At 56.9% G+C, this 21476-nt stretch carries 16 protein-coding genes and 1 tRNA gene; 10 read left to right on the top strand and 7 right to left on the bottom strand.

The genetic code is table 11. The annotated features are described in order from the left end of the window. Positions 1–25 precede the first annotated feature (25 nt). The 4 genes from clpP to GSQ86_RS08080 all read left to right on the top strand — a co-directional run bounded on the left by clpP (position 26) and on the right by GSQ86_RS08080 (position 7270). Entirely contained in the window at positions 26–616 is a 591-nt protein-coding gene (clpP, locus tag GSQ86_RS08095; RefSeq protein WP_158749455.1) for an ATP-dependent Clp endopeptidase proteolytic subunit ClpP, read from the top strand. A 24-nt stretch (positions 617–640) separates the two neighbouring features. Beyond that, positions 641–1918: an ATP-dependent Clp protease ATP-binding subunit ClpX gene (gene clpX, locus GSQ86_RS08090; RefSeq protein ID WP_158749454.1), complete on the top strand. Its 1278-nt coding sequence runs from the start codon at positions 641–643 to the stop codon at positions 1916–1918. 265 nt (positions 1919–2183) lie between these two features. Next, the gene (gene lon / locus GSQ86_RS08085) at positions 2184–4604 is read left to right on the top strand and encodes an endopeptidase La (protein WP_256366822.1); all 2421 of its coding nucleotides are present in this window, start codon (positions 2184–2186) and stop codon (positions 4602–4604) included. A gap of 224 nt (positions 4605–4828) precedes the next feature. Next, positions 4829–7270, top strand: a complete 2442-nt coding sequence (locus GSQ86_RS08080) for an ABC transporter permease (protein ID WP_158749453.1) — start codon at positions 4829–4831, stop codon at positions 7268–7270. A 269-nt stretch (positions 7271–7539) separates the two neighbouring features. On the opposite strand, the gene glyS is transcribed toward GSQ86_RS08080, so the two are convergent. From glyS to recO, 3 genes are all read right to left on the bottom strand, one after another. Then, positions 7540–9618, bottom strand: coding sequence for a glycine--tRNA ligase subunit beta (gene glyS, locus GSQ86_RS08075; protein ID WP_158749452.1), 2079 nt, complete (start codon positions 9616–9618; stop codon positions 7540–7542). Between the two features lie 97 nt (positions 9619–9715). Beyond that, positions 9716–10732, bottom strand: coding sequence for a glycine--tRNA ligase subunit alpha (locus tag GSQ86_RS08070; protein WP_158749451.1), 1017 nt, complete (start codon positions 10730–10732; stop codon positions 9716–9718). 321 nt (positions 10733–11053) lie between these two features. Then, on the bottom strand, positions 11054–11797 hold the full coding sequence (recO, locus tag GSQ86_RS08065) for a DNA repair protein RecO (RefSeq protein WP_158749450.1): 744 nt from the start codon (positions 11795–11797) through the stop codon (positions 11054–11056). Between the two features lie 233 nt (positions 11798–12030). Here recO and GSQ86_RS08060 point away from each other — a divergent pair, with 233 nt between their 5' ends. Genes GSQ86_RS08060 through GSQ86_RS08050 form a run of 3 tightly spaced genes read left to right on the top strand, consistent with a single transcriptional unit; the run spans position 12031 to position 13827 of the window. Further along, complete coding sequence (locus GSQ86_RS08060) at positions 12031–12297, top strand: hypothetical protein (protein WP_158749449.1); 267 nt, start codon at positions 12031–12033, stop codon at positions 12295–12297. Then, positions 12284–12727, top strand: a complete 444-nt coding sequence (locus GSQ86_RS08055; RefSeq protein ID WP_158749448.1) for a PIN domain-containing protein — start codon at positions 12284–12286, stop codon at positions 12725–12727. Before GSQ86_RS08060 ends, GSQ86_RS08055 begins: the two co-directional genes overlap by 14 nt. 47 nt (positions 12728–12774) lie before the next feature. After that, complete coding sequence (locus GSQ86_RS08050; protein ID WP_158749447.1) at positions 12775–13827, top strand: arabinan endo-1,5-alpha-L-arabinosidase; 1053 nt, start codon at positions 12775–12777, stop codon at positions 13825–13827. A gap of 62 nt (positions 13828–13889) precedes the next feature. Here the strand turns inward: GSQ86_RS08050 and GSQ86_RS08045 are convergent, their stop codons facing one another. Next, positions 13890–14111: a DUF2934 domain-containing protein gene (locus GSQ86_RS08045; protein WP_158749446.1), complete on the bottom strand. Its 222-nt coding sequence runs from the start codon at positions 14109–14111 to the stop codon at positions 13890–13892. A 121-nt stretch (positions 14112–14232) separates the two neighbouring features. On the opposite strand from GSQ86_RS08045, the gene GSQ86_RS08040 reads away from it, so the two are divergent. After that, positions 14233–14814: a YdeI family protein gene (locus GSQ86_RS08040; RefSeq protein WP_158749445.1), complete on the top strand. Its 582-nt coding sequence runs from the start codon at positions 14233–14235 to the stop codon at positions 14812–14814. A 185-nt stretch (positions 14815–14999) separates the two neighbouring features. Further along, the gene (locus tag GSQ86_RS08035; protein ID WP_158749444.1) at positions 15000–16208 is read left to right on the top strand and encodes a hypothetical protein; all 1209 of its coding nucleotides are present in this window, start codon (positions 15000–15002) and stop codon (positions 16206–16208) included. Positions 16209–16212: 4 nt separating this feature from the next. Here GSQ86_RS08035 and GSQ86_RS08030 read toward each other — a convergent pair whose 3' ends face one another. Further along, the gene (locus tag GSQ86_RS08030; RefSeq protein ID WP_254062229.1) at positions 16213–17439 is read right to left on the bottom strand and encodes a VWA domain-containing protein; all 1227 of its coding nucleotides are present in this window, start codon (positions 17437–17439) and stop codon (positions 16213–16215) included. 127 nt (positions 17440–17566) lie between these two features. Between GSQ86_RS08030 and GSQ86_RS08025 the strand changes: the two genes are divergently transcribed. Continuing rightward, positions 17567–19408, top strand: a complete 1842-nt coding sequence (locus tag GSQ86_RS08025) for a SpoIVB peptidase S55 (protein ID WP_254062228.1) — start codon at positions 17567–17569, stop codon at positions 19406–19408. Between the two features lie 15 nt (positions 19409–19423). Here the strand turns inward: GSQ86_RS08025 and GSQ86_RS08020 are convergent, their stop codons facing one another. Then, complete coding sequence (locus GSQ86_RS08020) at positions 19424–21139, bottom strand: sensor domain-containing diguanylate cyclase (RefSeq protein WP_158749443.1); 1716 nt, start codon at positions 21137–21139, stop codon at positions 19424–19426. Positions 21140–21326: 187 nt separating this feature from the next. Then, positions 21327–21403 (bottom strand) — tRNA-Val (locus tag GSQ86_RS08015). Positions 21404–21476: the final 73 nt, after the last annotated feature.

The raw sequence follows: 21476 nt of genomic DNA, 5'->3' as shown, positions 1-21476 counted from the left end.
TCCAGGGATTGAGAGCAGAGTAAGCATGGCACTGGTACCCATGGTCATTGAGCAGACGAATCGAGGCGAGCGAGCCTACGATATTTATTCGCGTCTGCTTCGCGACAACATCATCTTTCTCGGCACCCCGATTGACGACATGATTGCCAATCTGGTCATCGCGCAAATGCTTTTCCTTTCCGCAGAAGATCCGGAAAAGGACATTCAGCTCTACATCAACTCCCCGGGTGGCTCCATCACCGCCGGACTAGCCATCTACGACACCATGCAATTCATCAAAAATGATGTGGTGACGTATTGCATTGGCCAGGCTGCCAGCATGGGCGCCCACCTGCTCTTGTCCGGAACCAAAGGTAAGCGGTTTGCGCTTCCCAATTCCCGCATCCTCATCCATCAGCCGCTGATGGGTGGATTGAGCGGACAGGCAACCGATATCGACATTCACGCGCGCGAAATCATCCGCATCCGTGAAATAACGAATAAACTTATGGCCAGGCACACCGGCCAGCCGCTCGATCGAATCGAACGCGATGTAGAGCGCGATTTCATCATGAACGCCGAGCAAGCCAAGGAATATGGCATCATCGATGAAATCATCGATCGGCCTCGCACGTGAACGACAGTTGGTAAGGAGTAGCAGATGAAAACGCGCACGGGATCCGACGACGCTCTACGCTGCTCGTTCTGCCATAAATCGCAGGACGCCGTAGCAAAACTCATTTCCTCACCCAGCGACTACCCGCGCGCGTATATCTGCGACGAGTGCGTCGCCGTCTGCAACTCCATCCTTGAAGACGACCGCAGCGAGGCCCAGACCGGTGCCGCGCCCGCTCATCTTCCCAAGCCGCTGGAAGTCCGTGCCTTCCTTGACGAATACGTCATCGGGCAGGACCAGACGAAGAAGAAGCTCGCCGTCGCTGTCTACAACCATTACAAGCGCATTCAAATGAACCGGACGCGCGGGAATGACGTAGAGCTCGCAAAATCGAACATTCTTCTCGTCGGCCCTACCGGCAGCGGCAAAACTCTGCTCGCACATACCCTTGCCAAGATGCTCGATGTGCCCTTTGCCATCGTCGATGCCACCACGCTCACAGAGGCCGGATACGTCGGCGAAGACGTCGAGAACATCATCCTCAAACTCCTGCAGGCAGCCGACGGCGACGTAGCCCGTGCCCAGACCGGCATCATTTACATCGACGAAATTGATAAGATCGGGCGCAAGGACGAAAACCCATCCATCACTCGCGATGTCTCCGGTGAAGGCGTGCAGCAGGCGCTGCTCAAAATTCTCGAAGGCACAGTGGCCAATGTTCCACCGCAGGGCGGACGCAAACATCCACACCAGGAATTCACTCCTGTTGACACCACCAATATCCTCTTCATCTGCGGTGGCGCATTTGTCGGACTCGAACGCGTCATCGGCCGTCGCATCGGCAAGAAGGCACTCGGCTTCAAAGCGCTGACCGAAAGCGAATCGCAACCGGGCGTCTCAGTCCGCGCACAGCGTGATGCTGAACTGCTCCGTCAGGCCGAACCTCAGGATCTCATCAAATTCGGTCTCATCCCCGAATTCGTTGGGCGCCTCCCTGTCATCGGCATCCTCGATGAGCTGGATGAAGTTGCGCTTGTTGAAATTCTCACCAAGCCGCGCAACGCGATCCTCAAGCAGTATCAGAAACTCTTTGAATACGAAGGCGTTCGCCTGAACTTCGACGAAGAAGCGGCCAAGTCCATCGCGCAGGAAGCGCTGCACCGCAAAGTCGGCGCGCGTGGCCTCCGCATGATCCTCGAAGAGTTGATGCTGGACCTGATGTACCACCTGCCCGGCAACAAGAAAATCAAGGAGCTCCAGATCACGGCAGAAATGGTTCGCAAACGCGATCTATCGGTTACGCTCCTCGAAAAAGCAGGCTAGTTTCACTAGTGGCCCCAAAAAACGCCGTCATTCTGAGCGCAGCGAAGAATCCTCAACCATGTTTGGTTTTCGCTGAACTTCATCAGGATGACGGCTTTTGATTTTTCAGGCGGTTAGGCTACTGCCGTAAAGTCTTTCAGCAAAATAATGGGGAACTTCCTCTTTCATCGTGTTACCAAAAGCACACCCGTTTAGTTCCCTCCTGAGTCCGGATGAGTTAAAGTTCATCTAACAGGGATCGAACCACGAAAGCGAAAGGGACGACGTGACCCAATCCAAAGAAGCAAAAGAACGGAACGATCTTCGCAAGCTCCCGATGATGCCTATCCGGGACATGGTGATCTTCCCCTATATGATGACCCCGTTCGTTGTGGGTCGCGAGTCCAGCGTGCGTGCTCTTGAAGAAGCGTTAAATGGCGACCGCAAAATCTTCCTCGCCACTCAGCACGACGCCCGCATCGACGAGCCGAAGGGCGACGACATCTATCCCGTCGGCACCATCGGCAACATTGTCCAGAGCGTCAAGATGCCCGACGGCAACATCAAGGTGCTTGTCGAAGGACTCGAGCGCGCCAAGGCAGTCGAGCTGAATGATTCCGACGGCTTCTTCGTCGCCACCGTTCGCACCGGAAAAACTGATCTCGAAATCAATGCGCAGATCGAGCAGCTCACGCAGCGCGTCACTTCCCTCTTCGAGCAGTACGTCAAGCTGCAGCAGTCTCTCAACTACGAGACCATGATCGCGGCCGTCCGCACCGATGAGCCCAGCAAGCTGGCCGACACCATCGCCGCCAATCTGCAGCTCGAAATCCCCGAGAAGCAGGAGCTCCTCGACATCTTCGATCCCGCCGAGCGACTCCTCCGTGTAGCCGACGTGCTCGACGTCGAAATTGAAAAGCTCAACATGGACCGCAGCATCCAATCGCGCGTCAAGCGCCAAATGGAGCGCGCGCAAAAAGAGTACTACCTCAATGAGAAAATCAAGGCCATCCAGAAGGAACTGGGCCGCGGCGAAAAAAGCGAGTTCGATGATCTAAAGAAGAAGATCGAAACCGCCGGCATGCCGAAAGATGTGCAGGAGAAGGCCATTCAGGAGCTGAAGAAGCTCGAAGCCATGCCGCCCATGTCCGCCGAATCCACCGTCTCGCGCAACTATCTCGACTGGCTCCTCGCAGTGCCGTGGAAGAAGAAATCCAAGGAAACGCGCAGCATCGACCGCGCCGAAAAAGTTCTCAACGAAGACCACTACGGCCTCGAAAAAATCAAGGACCGCATCCTCGAGTTTCTCGCCGTCAGGCAACTGGTCAAGAATCCGAAAGGCTCTATCCTCTGCTTCGTCGGACCTCCAGGCGTCGGCAAGACCTCGCTCGGAATGTCCATCGCTAAAGCCACTGGCCGCAAGTTCGTCCGCATGTCCTTAGGCGGGGTACGCGATGAGGCTGAGATTCGCGGCCACCGCCGCACCTACATCGGAGCGCTTCCGGGCCAGATCATCCAGTCCATGAAGAAAGCCGGAACCAAGAACCCGGTCTTCATGCTCGATGAAGTCGACAAGATGGCATCAGACTTCCGCGGCGATCCATCGTCGGCGCTGCTCGAAGTTCTCGACCCAGAGCAGAACACCAGCTTCCAGGACCACTACCTCGACGTCGAATATGACCTTTCCGAAGTCCTCTTCGTCGCCACCGCCAACGTCCTGCACACCATTCCCGCGCCGCTTCAGGACCGCATGGAAATCCTGCGTCTCCACGGCTACACGGAAACGGAAAAGCTCGAAATCGCCAAGCAGTACCTGCTCAAGAAGCAGCGCGAGAACACCGGCCTCAGCGAAAAGAACATCGTCTTCACCGACGACGCTCTCGTCGAGATCATCCGCGGCTACACCCGTGAAGCCGGCGTTCGCAACCTTGAACGCGAAATCGGCAACGTCTGTCGCAAGGTCGTACGCCGCGTCGTCAAGAACGGCTTAAAGCACAAAGAAGAAATCACCGCCGCAAACCTCGCCGAATTTCTCGGTGTGCCTCGCTTCCGCGATTCACAGGTCCACGAAAAGAGCGAGGTCGGCCTCGTCACGGGTCTTGCATGGACAGAAGTCGGCGGCAGCATCCTGCCCGCCGAAGTTCAGGTCCTCGACGGCAAAGGCAAGCTCACCCTTACCGGTCAGCTCGGCGATGTCATGCAGGAGTCGGCGCAGGCCGCTCTCTCCTACATCCGCAGCCGCGCCGCGCATCTCGGCCTGCCACGCGACTTCTACCGCAACATCGATATCCACGTCCACGTCCCCGAAGGCGCCATCCCCAAGGACGGCCCATCCGCGGGCATCACGCTCGGCACCGCCCTGGCCAGCGCACTGACTAAGATTCCGGTCCGCCGCGACATTGCCATGACCGGCGAAATCACGTTGCGCGGCAAGGTCCTGCCCATTGGCGGCCTCAAGGAAAAGCTCCTCGCAGCCCATCGCGCCGGAATCTTCGAGGCCATCCTTCCCAGGGACAATCAGAAAGACCTGGCCGACCTGCCGGAGAACCTGAAGTCCGCCATGAAGCTCAACTTCGTCGATTCCATGGACGAGGTGCTGAAACTGGCTCTCGAAGGTCCGCTACCCGAGCTGAAAGAAGAAGATCCAGCGGTACTGGCCAACGTCCCGCCGCCAGCCATCGCGCCGGAACAGCGTCCTCACCAGTAAGCAAACCCGGATGCCCCACCCTGGCCACAGGCCAAGGGTGGGGTTTTTAATTGCCCGGAAAATCATCGGCTCAAAAACCGTCCGTTTCCGAACACAAGATTTCAATTCCGGACAATCTGAACACTTTTCTGACGATTCGACCTTCTAAGCCCCACAAAACTAAGCAACTTGACTTGCATCTTCTGGTCGCCAAAATGCACATCCAAACCTCAGTGAGGTCGCCGATGCACTCTACTCTTCAGGACATCCGCTTTTCTTTCCGCCAATTGCGCAAGTCCCCCGGCTTCGCTCTCACCGCGATCCTCACCCTTGCCCTCGGCGTCGGCGCCAACGTGGTTGTCTTCAGCGTGCTCAACGCCCTTATTCTGCGTCCTCTCAACGTTCCTGACGCTCAAAATCTTTATCAGGTCGCCCGCAATCATCATGGCTGGGACACGCAGTCCTACCCCGACTATGTCGATTACCGCGACAAAAACACCACCTTCAAGGGTATTGCCGGATATGCCTTCAGCAGCGCAGGCGTCACTATTCCCGCGGGTGGCTCACAACAGAGCACCGTCGCGGAGATCTGGGGATACGAGGCGACCGGAAATTACTTTGATATGCTTGGCATCCGGCCCGCGCTCGGCCGCTTCTTCCATGCATCTGATGAGCACGGCCCCAACTCCGCTCCCTACGTCGTCGTCAGCTATGGGTTCTGGCACGACCGCCTCAATAGCGACCCACGCGCCATCGGCAGCGTCATCGATCTCGATAAGCATCCCTACACCCTCATTGGCGTAGCGCCCGACTCCTTTCACGGAACCGAGCTCTTCATGTGGCCAGATTTCTGGGTTCCCATGGTCAATGAGCAACAGCTCGAGGGCAATAACTTCCTCACCGAGCGTGGCGATCACCAGATTTACACCATCGGCAGCTTGAAGTCCGGCGCCACGCCGCAACTGGCCACGCAAAACCTGAATGCCATCGCCACTCAGCTCGCCAAGACTTACACCGAAGACGACAAGCTCGACGCGCATCTCATCCGGCCCGGCCTGCTCGGCGACATCATGGGCGGACCCATGCGTGGCTTTCTCATCGGCATCATGCTCATGGCGATTCTCGTTCTGCTCGCTGCCTGCGCCAATCTCGCCAGCATCTTCGCCGCCCGTGCTGCCGACCGCAGCCGCGAACTCGCAATCCGCCTCGCCATTGGCTCCAGCCGTGGGAACCTGGTGCGCCAGCTCCTGACTGAATCAGTCATCGTCTCGCTCGTCGGCGGAGCCGTCGGCATGGTCATCGCCTCTTTTCTTCTTCGCGTGCTCAGCTCCTGGCAGCCCATCGCGCAGATGCCCCTTCGCGTCGCCGTGAATCCTGACGCATCCGTCTATGCCGTCGCCCTGCTGCTCTCCCTTGCCAGCGGAGTTCTCTTCGGCCTTCTGCCTGCACGCCAGATATGGAGCATCGACGCCTCCCACGCCATGAAGCCTGGGGCGTCCTCCGTCGCCGCTTTTCGCCGTTTGACACTGCGAGACCTGCTCCTCGGCGTGCAGATTGCCATTTGCACACTCCTGGTCACAGCATCGCTCGTCGCCCTGCGCGGCATGATGCGCTCGCTGAATGCCAGCTTCGGATTTAATCCCGAAGGTGTCACACTGCTCGATACCGATCTAGGACTCGCCGGCTACTCCGACGATCAGTCGATCATGATTCAGAAGCGAATGTTGGAAGAGACTGCACAGGTTCCAGGAGTAACGGCTACGGGCGCCATCAATCACATTCCGCTCGGCGTCAGCAATAGCGACGCCGATGTTTATCGCCCCGACACGACCGACTACCGCATGTCCAACGCCGTAACCGATGCCATCTATTACTCCATTACTCCTGGATATCTGCAGGCGGCTCAGACTCATCTGCTCGCCGGCCGTGACTTCACATGGCACGATGACGACAAGGCGCCTTCGGTCACCATCGTCAATGCCGCCTTCGCCCATGCGATGTTCGGAGATAAGTCCGCTATCGGTCAGCGCTTCAAGCGCAGCGCCGGACACATTTATCAAATCGTCGGCGTCGTTGAAAACGGCAAATATCAGAGCCTCGTCGAGCCTACCCGGCCTGCCATGTTTTTTCCCTACGCGCAGGACACGCATAGCAATATCTTCTTCGTCACCCGCTCACAGCGTCTTCGCAGCGAAATTACGCCATCCCTGCAACGCATCATGCATAACACCGATGGAAGCCTGCCCTACACCATCGATTCGTGGCAGCAGTCGCTCGAATTCGCTCTCTTCCCGTCACGCGCCGCAACCGCCGCCCTCGGCGTCATGGGCCTGCTTGCAGCCATGCTCGCCGTCACCGGAATCTTCGGCATGGCCTCCTACACTGTAAGCAAGCGCATGAAAGAGCTTGGCATCCGCGTCGCCCTCGGAGCACAGCCGCTGCAACTGATGCGCGCCGCCCTCGCCCGTCCGGTACTTCTCCTACTTGGGGGCTCCATCGCAGGACTTGCCCTAGGCATCATGGCCAGCGGTTTGCTCGCTCACATCGTCTACCAGGCAACGCCACAAGACCCGCTCGTGTTGCTCGGCGTCGTCCTCACCATGACGCTGCTGGGAACCATCGCCACGCTTGTCCCCGCACGCCGCGCACAGAATGTAGATCCCGCACGTCTGCTCCGCGAAGATTAAAGTACAACAGGATTCAGCAGGGTATTGGGCGCGTTACAGATTGGTTGCATCGCAACGCCGGATCCAGGCATTTTCAAAGCGCGTCGATGATCCATTCATCTGACAGGCAAACACAAAAGCCGCCACCCTGAACACAGCGAAGAATACTAACGATACCTCGCTGCGAAAAGATGACGGCTTCTGATTCAGACCTGACCAATACAAGCACCACGCAAAACCTGGGTGCCCCATCCTTTCGCGCTCTTTGCGAAAGGGTGGGGTCGCGCACTCTACCCGGTAACAATCTCCGAAAAATCAGCAACTGAAGAGAATCCAACCAGCACCTTCGTGATCAAAGCCAGCCGATTTTGCCGCACCGCAGGATCATCCACCATCACCATCACCTTGTCGAAGAAAAGATCGACATGTGGGCGCAGTGTGGCAATCTGCTCCAGCGCCTCCTGATATTTACGCGCAGCTCGCAACTTCTCGACCTCAGGCGCAAGCGTATTAGCCCGATCGAAAAGGGCGCGCTCTGCTTGATCGGTCAGCAGCTGATCGTTTACCACGCCCCCTGCTGGCAAACCTTTCTCGGAAGCCTGCCTCAGTATATTTTTCATTCTCTTGAAAGCAGCCGAGATGGCAGCAAAATCCTCCGAGCCACGAACAGCAGTCAACGCCTCTGCCCCGGCCATCGCGTCGCGAACATCCTCATGCCCAGCGGCCAGCACCGCACTCACCACGTCATACCGGTACGCGCGCACGTCGCGCAGATAAAACTCAACCCGCTCACGGAAGAAAGCCGCGAGCTTATCCGAAGAAGCATCGGCAGCCTTCACCAGATCAGAGAAAGTCAGCGGCAGCTCAGACTCAGCCAGAATCTTCACCACGCCATTCGCCGCACGCCGCAGCGCAAACGGATCCTTCGATCCAGTCGGCTCAAGCCCAATCGCAAACATCGCCGCAATCATCTGGAAGCGATCAGCAATCCCTAAAATCTGTCCTTCGACCGTCACCGGAATCGCATCGTCTGTCGAAGCAGGTGTGTACTGTGAATAGATGGCCTGCGCCACCGTCTCACCAAGTCCCTGAGCACGAGCATAGAGACCGCCAACAACGCCCTGCAGCTCGGTGAACTCTTTTACCAATTCCGCAGTCAGATCGGTCTTGGCGAGCTTCGTCGCTATCAGCAGCGATAGCTCATCGACGGCAACGCCACGTTCCTTCACCTGCAAAGCCAACTGCTCGGCGATCCGCAGGTTTGCTTCGGTCTTCACGTAATAGCTGCCCAGATCTTTCTGGAAGGTCACCGATCTGAGCATCTCGACACGATCTTCAAGCGAAATCTTCTGATCGAAGTCCCAGAAGAAGCGAGCATCGTTAAACCGCGCCCGCAGCACGCGCTCGTTGCCATGGCGAATGACAGCAATCCCCTGCTCATCCGCTTCAGTATTCAGCACCGCCAGAAAATGCGGAGCCAGCTTACCCGCCGCATCCTCCACCGCAAAGTATTTCTGGTGATCGCGCATCACCGTCACCAGCACTTCTTCCGGCAAAGTCAGATACTCCGCCTCGAAGTTGCCGAGCAGCACTGAAGGCCATTCGGTGAGATGAGTCACGGTATCGACCAGCGCCTCATCTTCCCGCCAGCGCGCGCCGGGAACAGTCCGCGTCACTGCATCGAGCGCCTTGCGAATCCGCTGACGCCGCGCTTCGACATCGACCAGCACCTTGGCCGATTGCAGCGCCGCAGCATAGTCAGCGGGCTTGTTTATCGTCACTGCATGATCGCCATGCAGAATGCGATGCCCATAGCTGAGATTGCCCGCATGCACACCGGCAAACTCCACCGGCACAATGGCGTGATCGAGAATCGCCAGCAGCCATTTCACCGGACGCACAAACCGCTCGGGCTTGCCCGCGCGCCAGTACATATTCTTCGGCCAATAAAGCGCAGCCAGCTCCTTCGGAAGCTGCTCCGTCAACACCGCGGCAGCCGAGCGACCTTTGCGCAGCACCGTCGCCGAAACATATTCGCCCTTGGCATTCGTGACCTTCTGCAAAGCCGCAACGTCCACGCCAGCCTTCTTCGCAAAAGCCAGCGCCGCCGGAGTCACTTCGCCATTCTTAAAGGCAACACCCCACGAAGGCCCGGTCAGCTGTTCCTCGGCATCCGCCTGCGCAGTAACCACGCCACCTACCAGCACAGCAAGCCGGCGCGGCGTGGAATAACTGATCGCGGCACCCCCACCGAGCAAACGCTCACGAGTCAACAACTCTTCCACGCGGCGCGCCAGCTCAGCCTGAGCGGCAGCGATCATGCGCGCGGGAATCTCTTCCAATCCAACTTCAAGGAGAAAATCTGGCATCGTCTAATTCTTGCTTTCTCGATCTCGTGCAAATTTGCTTTTGTTTGTCATTCCGAGCGAAGCCGATGAACCTACAGTCTATCGGCTTGTCACAGAACTAAAGAGCTTTCAGTTCCTGCTGCGCAGCGTAGGCTTTGGCCACTCCAACGGCAAGGTTCCGAATACGCGCAATCACGCCTACGCGCTCCGTCACAGAAATCGCTCCACGCGCATCGAGCAGGTTAAACAGGTGCGAACATTTCAGGCACAGGTCATACGCCGCCAGCACCGGAAAGCGCTTCAGCTCGGCCTCAACATCCCGCTCCACTTCCGGCTCGCCGTTGCCGTGCACCACGCGATCATGGACCTTCTGTTCAGGCTCCAGCTTCTTCAGGTCCTGGAAGCTCTTCAGCAGCGTCTGACATTCAGCCTCATACATGCGCAGATGCTCCCATAACTTCTCGACCTCCGCCGCCTCAAAGTTATAGACCGAGAACTGCAGCTCTTCCTGGAAGCGCACCTCGCCGTATGTCACCGCACGCCCGGACACAGGATCACGCGCCCACACAATGTCGTAGATCGAATCCACATCCTGCAGAAACGCCGCAATGCGCTCAAGCCCATACGTAATCTCGCCCGAGATCGGATCGAGATCGATCCCGCCGCACTGCTGGAAATAGGTAAACTGCGTGATCTCAAGCCCGTCCAGCATCACTTGCCAGCCAATGCCCCACGCGCCCAGCGTCGGCGACTCCCAGTTGTCTTCCTCGAACTTGATATCGTGCTCGCGCAGATCTACCCCGATCGCAGCCAGCGACTCCAGATACACATCCTGAATATTCGACGGCGGCGGCTTCAGAATCACCTGAAACTGGGTGTGCTTGAACAGCCGGTTCGGATTCTCGCCATAACGGCCATCGGCAGGCCGCCGCGAAGGCTGTGCGTAGGCGATATTGATCGGCTTCGGTCCCAACACCCGCAAAAAAGTATCCGGCGACATGGTGCCAGCGCCCACTTCCACGTCATAAGGCTGCTGCAGCACACATCCGCGCTCGGCCCAGAAGCTCTGCAAGCGAAAAAGCAATTGCTGAAAGGTAAGTGGTTCTTTTTTCGTAAAAACGGGGGCTGCTGCCACGCGCAAATCTCTCTAAAACTGGATTAATTTCTGCTGCGATTCTAAATGATTCAGACAGCCCACCGATGCCTGTCATCCTCATCGTTGCGAGAACCAACCTGGGTGCCCCATCTTCGCGGCCCGGTTTGGGCGCTAAGGTGGGAAGGCAAGAGTCCAATGGGTAGTCGATATCCTGGGTGCCCCATTCTGAGGCGAAGCCGAAGGGTGGGGAGCATAATCCGAGCTTCAGAAAAACAGGATCGCAAGGATCCTGGGGTGCCCCATCCTTTCGCGCTTTGCGAAAGGGTGGGATAGAACTCTCATGCCACGAACACACGGCATCTATCCACCGAGCTTCGCCAAGGCAACCGCAGTCGTAAGTCTTCGCTCCAGATGCCACTCCAATCCCTGGAGAGCAAATCTCCGCAAATCAGCCGCCCGGCCTCGCGGCCACTCCTCCTGAGAAAAAGCAGTAATCGGTTGCCGAAAAACGCGAAGCGCCAGCGCCAGCGACTCCGGCGAAAGCGTGGCACTCCCCAGCCGCTTGTGTTCGACGCAGAGCAGACCATCAGTATGCCCATGCCAGTACGCCGGACGCCCGGCAAACGACTCGCCATCCGCGGTGCAATGCAGAACATCCGGCATCCACCCCATCAGCCGTGTCATCCACAGCGCAAAGTAAGTCACAGGCATCCAGATATTCCTGGTCTGCGTCTGCTCCAGCACCGCCAGCAGCAACCGAAAGACAGCATCGTGCGGATCGCGGTCCGGCAAAATTTCCTCCAGCACCTCGGCATAAAATCCAAGCGCCGCTGCCCGCGTGTAGTCCATTGCCTCCGACAGCGGTGAGGAAACAATCTCGAACGAATCCAGCCGCACCAACTCCTGCCGGGGCTTCTCCGCATAGTTGGCCAGCACATGCGTCATCGGCTCCAGCGCACCGCCAAAGCGGCGGCGGCTCTTGCTCGCCGACTTCGCAACGCCCTTGATCTTCCCCTGATCGCGCGTGAACAGCGAAACGATCATATCGGCCTCATGGATGGCCCACGTACGGAGAACTACGGCTTCGGCCTGATGAACAATCACTGAATCGCAGAATAGAACAGAATGACCGCGTGCTTCTTGCTATCGTGTAATCCGACCTTTTCCCGTCATTCTGACGACGAAGGGAGGAAGAATCTCAAGGACATACTCGAATTTAGGAATGCCCGATGAATCGTGTCAGGCTGACCCTCATAATTAACAATTTCGTGCATTAAAGCGGTTATACACCGATTACATTTACGACACCTAGATAATATTTGGTGCATAATCGATATATGGCAAGGAATTGTCATATCGAATCACAACGACGGAATCTGAATATCGAGTCTGACGCCTACACCATTGCCGTGACGTATGCGGGTGCGAAAGGAATCTCCATTGGAGCTGCCGTCAGTGAATTGCTGCGCCGCGCCGAACAAGCGCCGCAGCCTCCGTCTCCCTTACTGACCACGAATCGAAGAGGATTACTCGTCAAGGCGAAGGCAGGCCGCGTCGTCACGCCGGAGATGGTCAAGGAACTCTCGGAGGATGATCCTGACTAAGGCTCCCGTTCACCTTATGGACGTAAATACCGTCATCGCCTTGCTCGATCAGGCGCACATCCACAACGAAGCTGTGACCGAATGGTTCGACACACCCGGCTTACAGTGGGCCTTGTGCCCTTTCACAGAGGCCGGAGTGCTGCGCTTTTTTACCAGGCCGAAGACAGGCGATATGAGCATGGGAGAGGTTACGGCCATGCTGGACAGGATGAAGCAGGAGCCGGGATATCACTACCAGCCGGTTACGTCCAATTGGCAGACATTGACAAAGCCATTTTTCAAGCGCTTGCAAGGCCACAACCAAGTCACAGATGCCTACCTGCTGGGCTTGGCCATGCATGAGGGGCTTCTCCTTGTGACCTTTGATAAGACAATTTTGCACATGGCCGGAGAACACATCGAGCACATTCACATCTTGAAAACCAAATGAGGTCTGTTAATCTTTTTTCTACAAGAAAACGATTTCCCATACCAGCTATGAACCCGATCCGATCTCTATTGAAGGCGTGGCTTGCTGCTTATATCTTCGGCATTGGCGTTGCTATCTACGCCGCAGCCCAGCAGCCGCAAGCCCTAAATCTTACAGGCGACTACTGGGGCACACACGACCCCTCCGTCATGAAGGAAGGCAAGACCTGGTACGTCTTCGCCACCGGCAAAACACCGGAAGGCGGCCAATTCCAGGTCCGCTGTTCCCAAAACCTGACCGATTGGAAGCTCTGCGGCCAGGTCTTCGACCAGGTTCCCGACTGGATCCACAAGGACAGCCCCGGCACCGTCGACCTCTGGGCGCCCGACATCTCCTACGCCAACGGCGAGTACCGCCTCTACTACGCCTATTCCCTCTTCGGCAAAAACACCTCGGGAATCGCACTCGCCACCAACAAAACCCTCGACCGCTCCAGCCCGAACTACAAATGGGTCGACCACGGCCTGGTCCTCCGCTCCGTAGAGAGTGACGACTTCAACGCCATCGACCCCAATTTCATCCTCGACGCTAAGGGTGGCGCATGGCTCGCCTTCGGCAGCTTCTGGAGCGGTATCAAAATGCGCCGCCTCGACGAAAAAACCGGCTTGCTTTCGAAAGAAGATACCGGTCTCTACTCGCTGGCCTCACGCAGTAAGCCGGCCGATGCAGCCCCCGCCAAACCCGGCCTGCCGCCCGACTGGGAGGCAGTCGAGGCCCCGTTCATCGTCCACCACGGCGGCTATTACTACCTTTTTGTCTCATGGGATCTCTGCTGCCGTGGCACCAAAAGCACCTATCGAACCATGGTCGGACGCTCGAAAACCGTCACCGGGCCCTATCTCGACCAGAACGGCAAATCCATGGCGGAAGGCGGCGGCACCGAGCTCCTCAACGGCAATGATCGCTGGTTGGGTCCCGGCGGCGAGTCAGTCGCGATGCAGCCCGACGGTCAGGATCTCCTGATCTTCCACGCCTACGACGCCAAAACCGGGAAGCCAGCCCTGCAAATTTCCACTCTCACTTGGCAGAATGACTGGCCGCATGCGGCCTTGCAAAAATAGAAAAGACGCTGCATAACAGCGCCTTTTATCAATAGTTTAGAATTGCGAATAAATGTACTAGTTTAAGAAGCGATCTGCGTCAGCTCATGCTCGGCACGGAGCCAATCCTTCTCAGCATCGCCGTCTGTATATCCGCGCTCGGCCCAGAATTTCTGTGCCAGTGCGGCAATCTGTTCATGTGTTGGTCGGATGACAATAGGCTCAGCCGCAGCTTCAACAGTAGCCTTCTTTTTTGCGGGAGCCTTACGGGGTTTCGTTGCCTTTTCGGCTTTGGGGGTGGCCATTCAGAGAATCCTCCACGGGAGATATTTTCTATTTTATAGTGCCAAAAACGCGACCGTTCCAGGTAGTGAAAATCCCTTGCACCGTTGACCAAATTGATGCCCGGGAAATCTAATTCTCGCCATGAGCGCGAAACCTGAGCTGCAAATCATCGCCTTCCCCAATCAAAAAGCATGGGAGAAGTGGCTGAAGCCAAACCATCAGGCCTCGCCCGGAATCTGGCTGAAATTGGCCAGAAAAGCCTCCGTTACCGCCTCAATTACCTATGCCGAAGCCCTGGAAGTTGCCCTTTGCTACGGTTGGATCGACGGCCAGAAACGTAGTCTCAGCGACGAAGCATGGCTGCAGAAGTTCACCCCACGGGGCAAAAAGAGCATCTGGTCAAAGATCAATCGGGAAAAGGTGTCGGCCCTTATCGAATCCGGCAGAATGCAGCCCGCAGGATTGGCCGAAATCGACCGCGCCAGGAAAGATGGCCGCTGGGACCAGGCATACGACTCGCCCTCGACTGCGACCGTCCCGCCTGAATTGCAGAAAGCCCTGAACCAGAGCCCCCGCGCCAAAAAGTTTTACGCCACCCTCGAAAGCCGCAACCGCTACGCCATCTTGTGGCGGATTCAGACCGCCAAAAAGCCAGAAACCCGCGCGAAACGAATCGCTCTCTGCATCGAAATGCTGGAAAACGGCGAGAAGTTCCACCCCTAGGAACAGACATTTTCCTGCTCGAACAAAAATTTAAGTAGCAAAGGTGCCATTGGCTTCTTACAATGGCGTCCGGAATATCACCAGTCAATGGTGAACCTCAAAATATCCCCTTGGGCGCAACAAAGCTTTCTTTCTTTTCTTCCCCGGCCTGGGTCCGCGTTTTTCCATACGAAAGCAGGTAAGAAATGCCACCCTATGCCAATCTTGAGGAATTCGTGCGCCAGGTTCGCCTGGCTAACCCTAAATTTAAGAAAAGTGACAGCGCTAGCAGCAGCCTTCACGATATCGTCACCGCGCTCCAGCAAGAGAATCCTGATAAGAAGGCGATCCGGGCTTCGATAGACGCGATGCCGAAAGACAAACAAAAAAAATACTCGGAGGCTATCAAATATCTCAAGGGAGATTACCTTGATTCCCAGCCCAAAGGGGGTGTCCAGGTCATGCCGAGCATACCAGTCAATCAGCCGGCCCTTCGGACGGTAACTGCACAGCAAAAGGCACCCTCCGGAGCAGCCCCAGTCATTGCCGGCGGCACAATTTATGATGAAGATGGACCCTTCCACGGATGGACCGAAATCGACAATGTCAATCGTATAGCTGCGTTTTCTCGTCCGCAAACATCTGCTTTTTCAAAAGTGCAGGTCGCTCATGTGACCCAGATCCTGCGTTCGGTGCAACAGGCCGTCGATCTCTCTCTGAACACTCTTCGCAGCACGCCCGTCCTGCCTGGCAACGGACTACCACCATCGCCCAACCCGGTCGATCCGAAGACAACGGCGTTTATTGAGCTCTTTGGTCCCTGCACAACCGTGACGCTGAAGACCGTCACCAACAACTTTGCTGCTATGCAGCAGGAGCTCTTCGGCTCTCGTGGGAGAAACGTCACAGGACTTGCCGTCCTCAACGAATCCGCCACGAATCACGATATGGCGGCAACCTATCGCCGCAGCATTTTCCGCCCCGCCAGCGGGCATATCCTGCTTATCGTCGGCAGCGGCTTTTTCAAAACAGCAATTCGCGAACTCTTCCAGGCCAACGACAACACCATCGGCACGCTGGTCCACGAGTTCTCTCACGCGTGCATGGATACTTCAGACATTCCACGTCCGGTTTATCTCCAGGCCAATCAAGGACTCGACGCCGCAGGCATGCCTCCTCCCAGCGGAACCAAGCAATGCGTCGTCGGCGAACAGGATCGCCAGTTAGTCGCCTGGATATTTGGCCTTCCATGGGTTGGAAGTGGAGCGGCGCCTCCAGCAGTCACCAACCAGCAGAAAATCGACTACGCCGATTACCCACTGCGCAACGCTGACGCCTACGGGCAATATGCTCTCGGTGTAATGGTCAATCACCTGCAGGAACAGGCACAGAAGGGCGTGACGCGACTAGTCTGAGCGGCTACTCCACTTCCTGCTTGGCTCGGTACCCATCGCGGGCAATGATGTCGTACTTCAGGGGCTTATGCTTCTCATCCTGCATGCGAAGCGGATGCCCCTCGTTATCTACCAGCTCGACCCGCAGCTTGCGATACGTGCCGTCCTGCTTCACGTTCGTCGGATGGTAGCTCAGCACATACTGGTTGCGAATCGACTCGTTGATCTGATGGAAGATGTCCGGCATCTCGCCGGCAAAGCGCGGAAAGAACGACATGCCGCCCGTCATGCGCGCGAAGGTAGTCATCTGATTGTCGGCCTGCAGATAATCCAGATTCCGAATCGGACCCATCATGCCCGCGCCGTCGGCCATAATGCGAGCCGTCTGCCCGGTGCCGATCGAAAAGATCGTTACATTCGGAGTCGCCTTGATCTTCTGCATCACCTTGTCCAGGTTGATCTTGCTGAAAGTGTCGCGCCCTGATGAGATCAGCACTACATACTTGCGCCCTTCCACCCGGCTCAGGCGATCCAGTGTCTGATACAGCGCGTCGAAAAGGTTCGTCTCATGCCATGTCGGAATCGTCAGCGAATTCAGTGACTGATAGATGAGCCGCTTGTCCTGGGTAAAGTCCGTCAAAATCTCAGTGTGCATGTCGTAGGTCACGACGGCAATGTAGTCATCGGCCTTCAGCTGTTGCGCAAACGTGTAGGCCGCGTTACGCATGTCGTAGATAAACGCATAGCTGTTCGCGGCAAACTCCACCAGCAGGACGGCTGTAATCGGAGCTTGAATTCTCTGGAAACTGCTGATCTCCTGCGCATTTCCGTCTTCGTAAACACGAAAATTTTCTTTTTGTAGATTCGGCACGAACTGGTGCGTCTTCTCCAGAATCACGCCCACATCCACGTTTACGACCGAAGCGTCGACACGCAGAGAAAAGTTCTGCAGTCCCTCCGGATTCTTCACCTTCGGCTCAGGCGGCGGTGGCGGAGCCTCGTCTTTTTCTTTCTTTTTAGGAATGGCAATGGCGCCGTTGTCTCCAGTCGGTCCTCCGGCATCAGGCGCGGACTGGTCCTGCTGCTGCTGATTCGGCTGGGTTTGCGGCTGGGTCTGCTGTGGCTGCTGAGCTGGCTGAGACTGCTGCGTCCAGCCAGCCGCCTCACAAAACACCAGGGGGAACAGGGCCATCAGTGCAATGGCTTGACGAATACGGGATGCGATCAAATTGGACTTCATGCTTGGATTCATTGTGAAACTCCGAGGCACTCTGCTGCAAGCACCTCGCAGATAGTTATTTCTATGGTGAAAATTAATTCACCGCCTATCCCGCAAGAACCAGCCGGTTGCCAACGATTCGTGTCCAGGAAGGCGGGAAATGCTCTACTCTGTAGACGTGGGAACTCGCCTGAAAGACATCGCCTGCCTGATTTTCTTTGCCGCCTCCGGGCTTACGGCGCAGACGGCGGCTCTCGCCCCTCTTCCGGCAACACCACCGCCCTCCACAGCCGGCTTCTATCCCCTGGCAGACGTGCATCGCGGACAGCACGGTGTCGCTTATACGGTCTTTGAGGGAGTCGTCCCCGAGCCGATGGGCGTACAGATTCTGGGCCTCCTGCACAACGCGCTCGGCCCCGGCCAGGACATGATCCTCGGCCGCCTTGAAGGAACCAAGCCTGAATACACCGGCGTCGTCGCCGGCATGAGCGGCAGCCCCGTCTACATCGACGGCAAGCTTCTCGGAGCCATCAGCTACCGTATCGGAGCCTTCAGCAAAGAACCCATCGCGGGTATCACGCCCATCGGGCAGATGCTCGAAGTCTCCCACCAGAGCACCGATCTCATCGCTGCCAATCAGGCTCCCTTCTCGCAGACAGCCTCGGCAAAATCGGATTCGGTTCTTCCCAATACAAATCAGGATGCGGTCGAAACGACTGCCATCCGCCCCATGGACACCGCTCTCGTCTTCAATGGCTTCAATGAGCAGGCGCTTGAACTCTGGAAGCAGCACACGACCCTGCTCGGTATGAACGCAGTCTCCGGTATCGGCGGCTCTTCCGCTAATGAAAAGCAACCGGAGCCTATCGTTCCCGGCTCAGCGGTCAGTGCGCTCCTCATGCGTGGCGATTTAGAAATCGCCGCCACCTGCACCGTCACCTACGTTGATGCCAAGCAACTCCTCGCCTGCGGCCATCCCATTACACAGTTCGGACCGGTCTCCATGCCCATGACCAAAGCGCAGGTCGTGGCCACTCTGCCCTCGCCGCTCAACGCGTTCAAGATCATCAACACGACGGAACAGGTTGGCTCTTTCACCGAAGACCGCGAATCGGCCATCCGTGGCGTCTTCGGCAGAGAAGCGAAGATGATTCCCGTCACCGTTAACATCACCGGCGAAGATGTCGCCTCTGCGGGTAAAAACTCTCTGCATATCGAGGTTGTCGATCAGCCTCAGATCACTCCCAGCGCCGTCATGGTCGCCGTCTTCCAGGCGCTGATGCAGCGTAACAACTTCACCGCCGAGACAAGCTATCGCGTCCGCAGCACCGTCAATGTCGCTGGCTTCCCTGCCGTTCATTTCGGTGGATTAGCCGCACCCAGTGAAGTTGCACCCGCCAACCTGCTCGCAGCCCTCATGGTCGGTGAACGCTTCTCCCGGCTCTATGACAACGCCGCTCGTCAGACACCCATCGATAGCGTGAGCATCGAAGTCGAAGCCATCCCCAAACACCTTACAGCGGAGCTGCAAAGCGCGCAGAGCACTGCTGCCATCGTGCACCCCGGCGACAAATTAACGATTGAAGCGACCATCCGGCCCTGGCGGGGAGAGGTTCGCAATATCCGCATCCCGATAACGCTGCCCGCCGTTCTGGGCGAAGGCCATGTACGCATTCTGGTCAGCGACGGAAGCACCCTCGACCGCCTGATGCAGCCCGCGCGCTTCGGCGACCAGGATCTGGATGTCGCAGCCACGATCGAGCAGCTGAACAATCTGCACGAAAACGACCGCCTCTATGTCACGGTACTTGAACCCTCACCGCAGGCTGTTCTTGAAGGACGAACCCTTTCCACCGTGCCGATGTCCATGGCGAATGTACTCGACCCGCTTCGCCAGAACCACCAGCTGACGCTGAATGGCGAATCGGCCGTGACCGTGGGCTCTGTTCCCATCGATCACGTGCTTAGCGGCCAGCAGGTTCTTACGCTACAGGTGGAATAACACGAAGTTGTCAGATCAGGATGGGTCTAACGCCCGTCGAACACTTGGCTTGGAGATCTGCCGCGCCATCGGCGAGGCGAGAGCAAACTCGGTGTCTACTTCCGAAACGACCTGGAACTGATCGCCTCCGGCATACTTCGCTCGGTACATGGCAAAATCTGCCGAACGCCAAAGCTGGGAGCCCTCGGTCCCATGATCAGGATAGAGCGCTACTCCGATGCTGGCTGACACCTGAACTTCCCACTCGCCCAGGCTCAGCTGCCGCCGGATCGTCGTCAGCAGATCGTTGGCGACCTTCTCGGCATCCATGGCGTGAAGCAATTCTCCAATCACTACGGTAAATTCCTCTCCGCCCGTCCGCGCCACCGTATCCGATTCGCGTAGCCGCGAAGTCAGCCGCTCTGCAATCACCTGCAGGCAGGCATCGCCGGTTGCATGTCCGTGCTGGTCATTTACTTGTTTGAAACGATCCAGGTCAATACAGAGGATGGCAGCCTTGTGGCTGTAGCGGGACGCATTCTCCAGCGTATGCTGCATCCTCTGCTCCAGCAGAAAGCGGTTCGGTAAATCCGTCAACGAATCATGGTGCGCTCGGTACACAAGCTGTTCATGTAAACGCTGGCGGTCAGTCACGTCCTGCGCCATGCAAAGACGTGCGTCGCGCCCCTCAAAATCGATCGCATGCGATGACAATTCCGCCTGGAATTCGCTGCCGTCCTTCCGGCGCTGCGTCCAGGGTCCGGAAACGCGGACCGGCGCCACCGTATTCGTCAGCAGTCTCTCAATATTGGTGACTGTTGCCAGATCATGCAGCATGGCCACCGTCATATCCAGAAACTCTGCCCGATTGTACCCATATTGCATCAGCGCGGAGTCGTTCACCCGCAGAAATGCCAGGCTCTTCGCGTCATAAATGAACATCGGATGCGGATTGTTATCGAAAAGGAGACGGTACTGCTCACTCTGCCACTTGGCGGAGTAGATCTGGTTCTCCATCAACGCAAGGATCATGCCGAATTCAACGAAATACTTCGGCACATTCCACAATTCCGCTGGCGCATGCACCATCGGAAAAAACTGATTCAGAAGAATGGCTACCGGGAACACCGCTGCCCATGCCAGCAGTCCCGCCGATGCGGTAATCACTCCTGCTGAAATGCGATGGAAGTCATGCCAGAAAAGCACCGCATTTACGAAAAACAGCTGCGTGAGGATTGCATAAATGCCCAGATCTCCCTGCTGATGAGCGATCATCCACACCAGCCACGCCCCGCAGGCCGCCGTCGCGGCGGTATTCAACCAGAAAACACTCACTACAGTGCGGCGAAAGTGCCACCCCAGCCGCGCGACAATCGCTATCCCCGCAAACGCCACAATCATCTGTGGCCAGATGCCCTCCGGGAAAAATATTGCCAGAACAATATAGGTCAGAGCAGGAACGCTGATGCCGATACCCAACCATGCCAGCTTTCTTCTCGACAGGCTGAAGGCTACCGACGCCAGGACAAAGCAGGCGCCCCCGAGAAAGAGCCCATCGAGGCTGCAAATGGCCTGCACCTGCGCCCAGAAATCGGTACGCGCGGTTGGAAGCAGCGCAGCAAAGTGGCCAAGCACAAACAGCCAGCCCGCAATCCAGAAGCGCAGACGCAGCGTCGCCCGTCTCCGGTAAATGGCTCCGAAGAGCAGTACGAGCAATCCAAGAATCAGGATATCGAGCAGCCGGTCTTGCACGAGCAGTCCTCTTGATCACCATCGGCGGAACTCGCGAGGGGATGAAGTAAATCGCTCGAAATACAGGGGGCCGCGACAAAGTTCAATGCCTGAACGGCATTGTCACGGAATATTCCTTCGGATCAGAGAAACAAATACTGCAATTGCTACTAGCGATTACCAACGATGACCAGGCGACTTATCTTCATGGTGGGCAGTGCAGGACTCGAACCTGCGACCCCCTGCTTGTAAGGCAGGTGCTCTAACCAACTGAGCTAACCGCCCATGAAAATTTTATGGATTCATCTTCCCAAAGCAGTACCGCTCTCTGATTTTACCAGCAAAATTGCCGCTCATT

This window comes from Acidobacterium sp. S8, from assembly GCF_009765985.1.
Classification (GTDB): Bacteria; Acidobacteriota; Terriglobia; order Terriglobales; family Acidobacteriaceae; genus Alloacidobacterium.
This window is presented reverse-complemented; position numbering and strand designations above follow the sequence as displayed.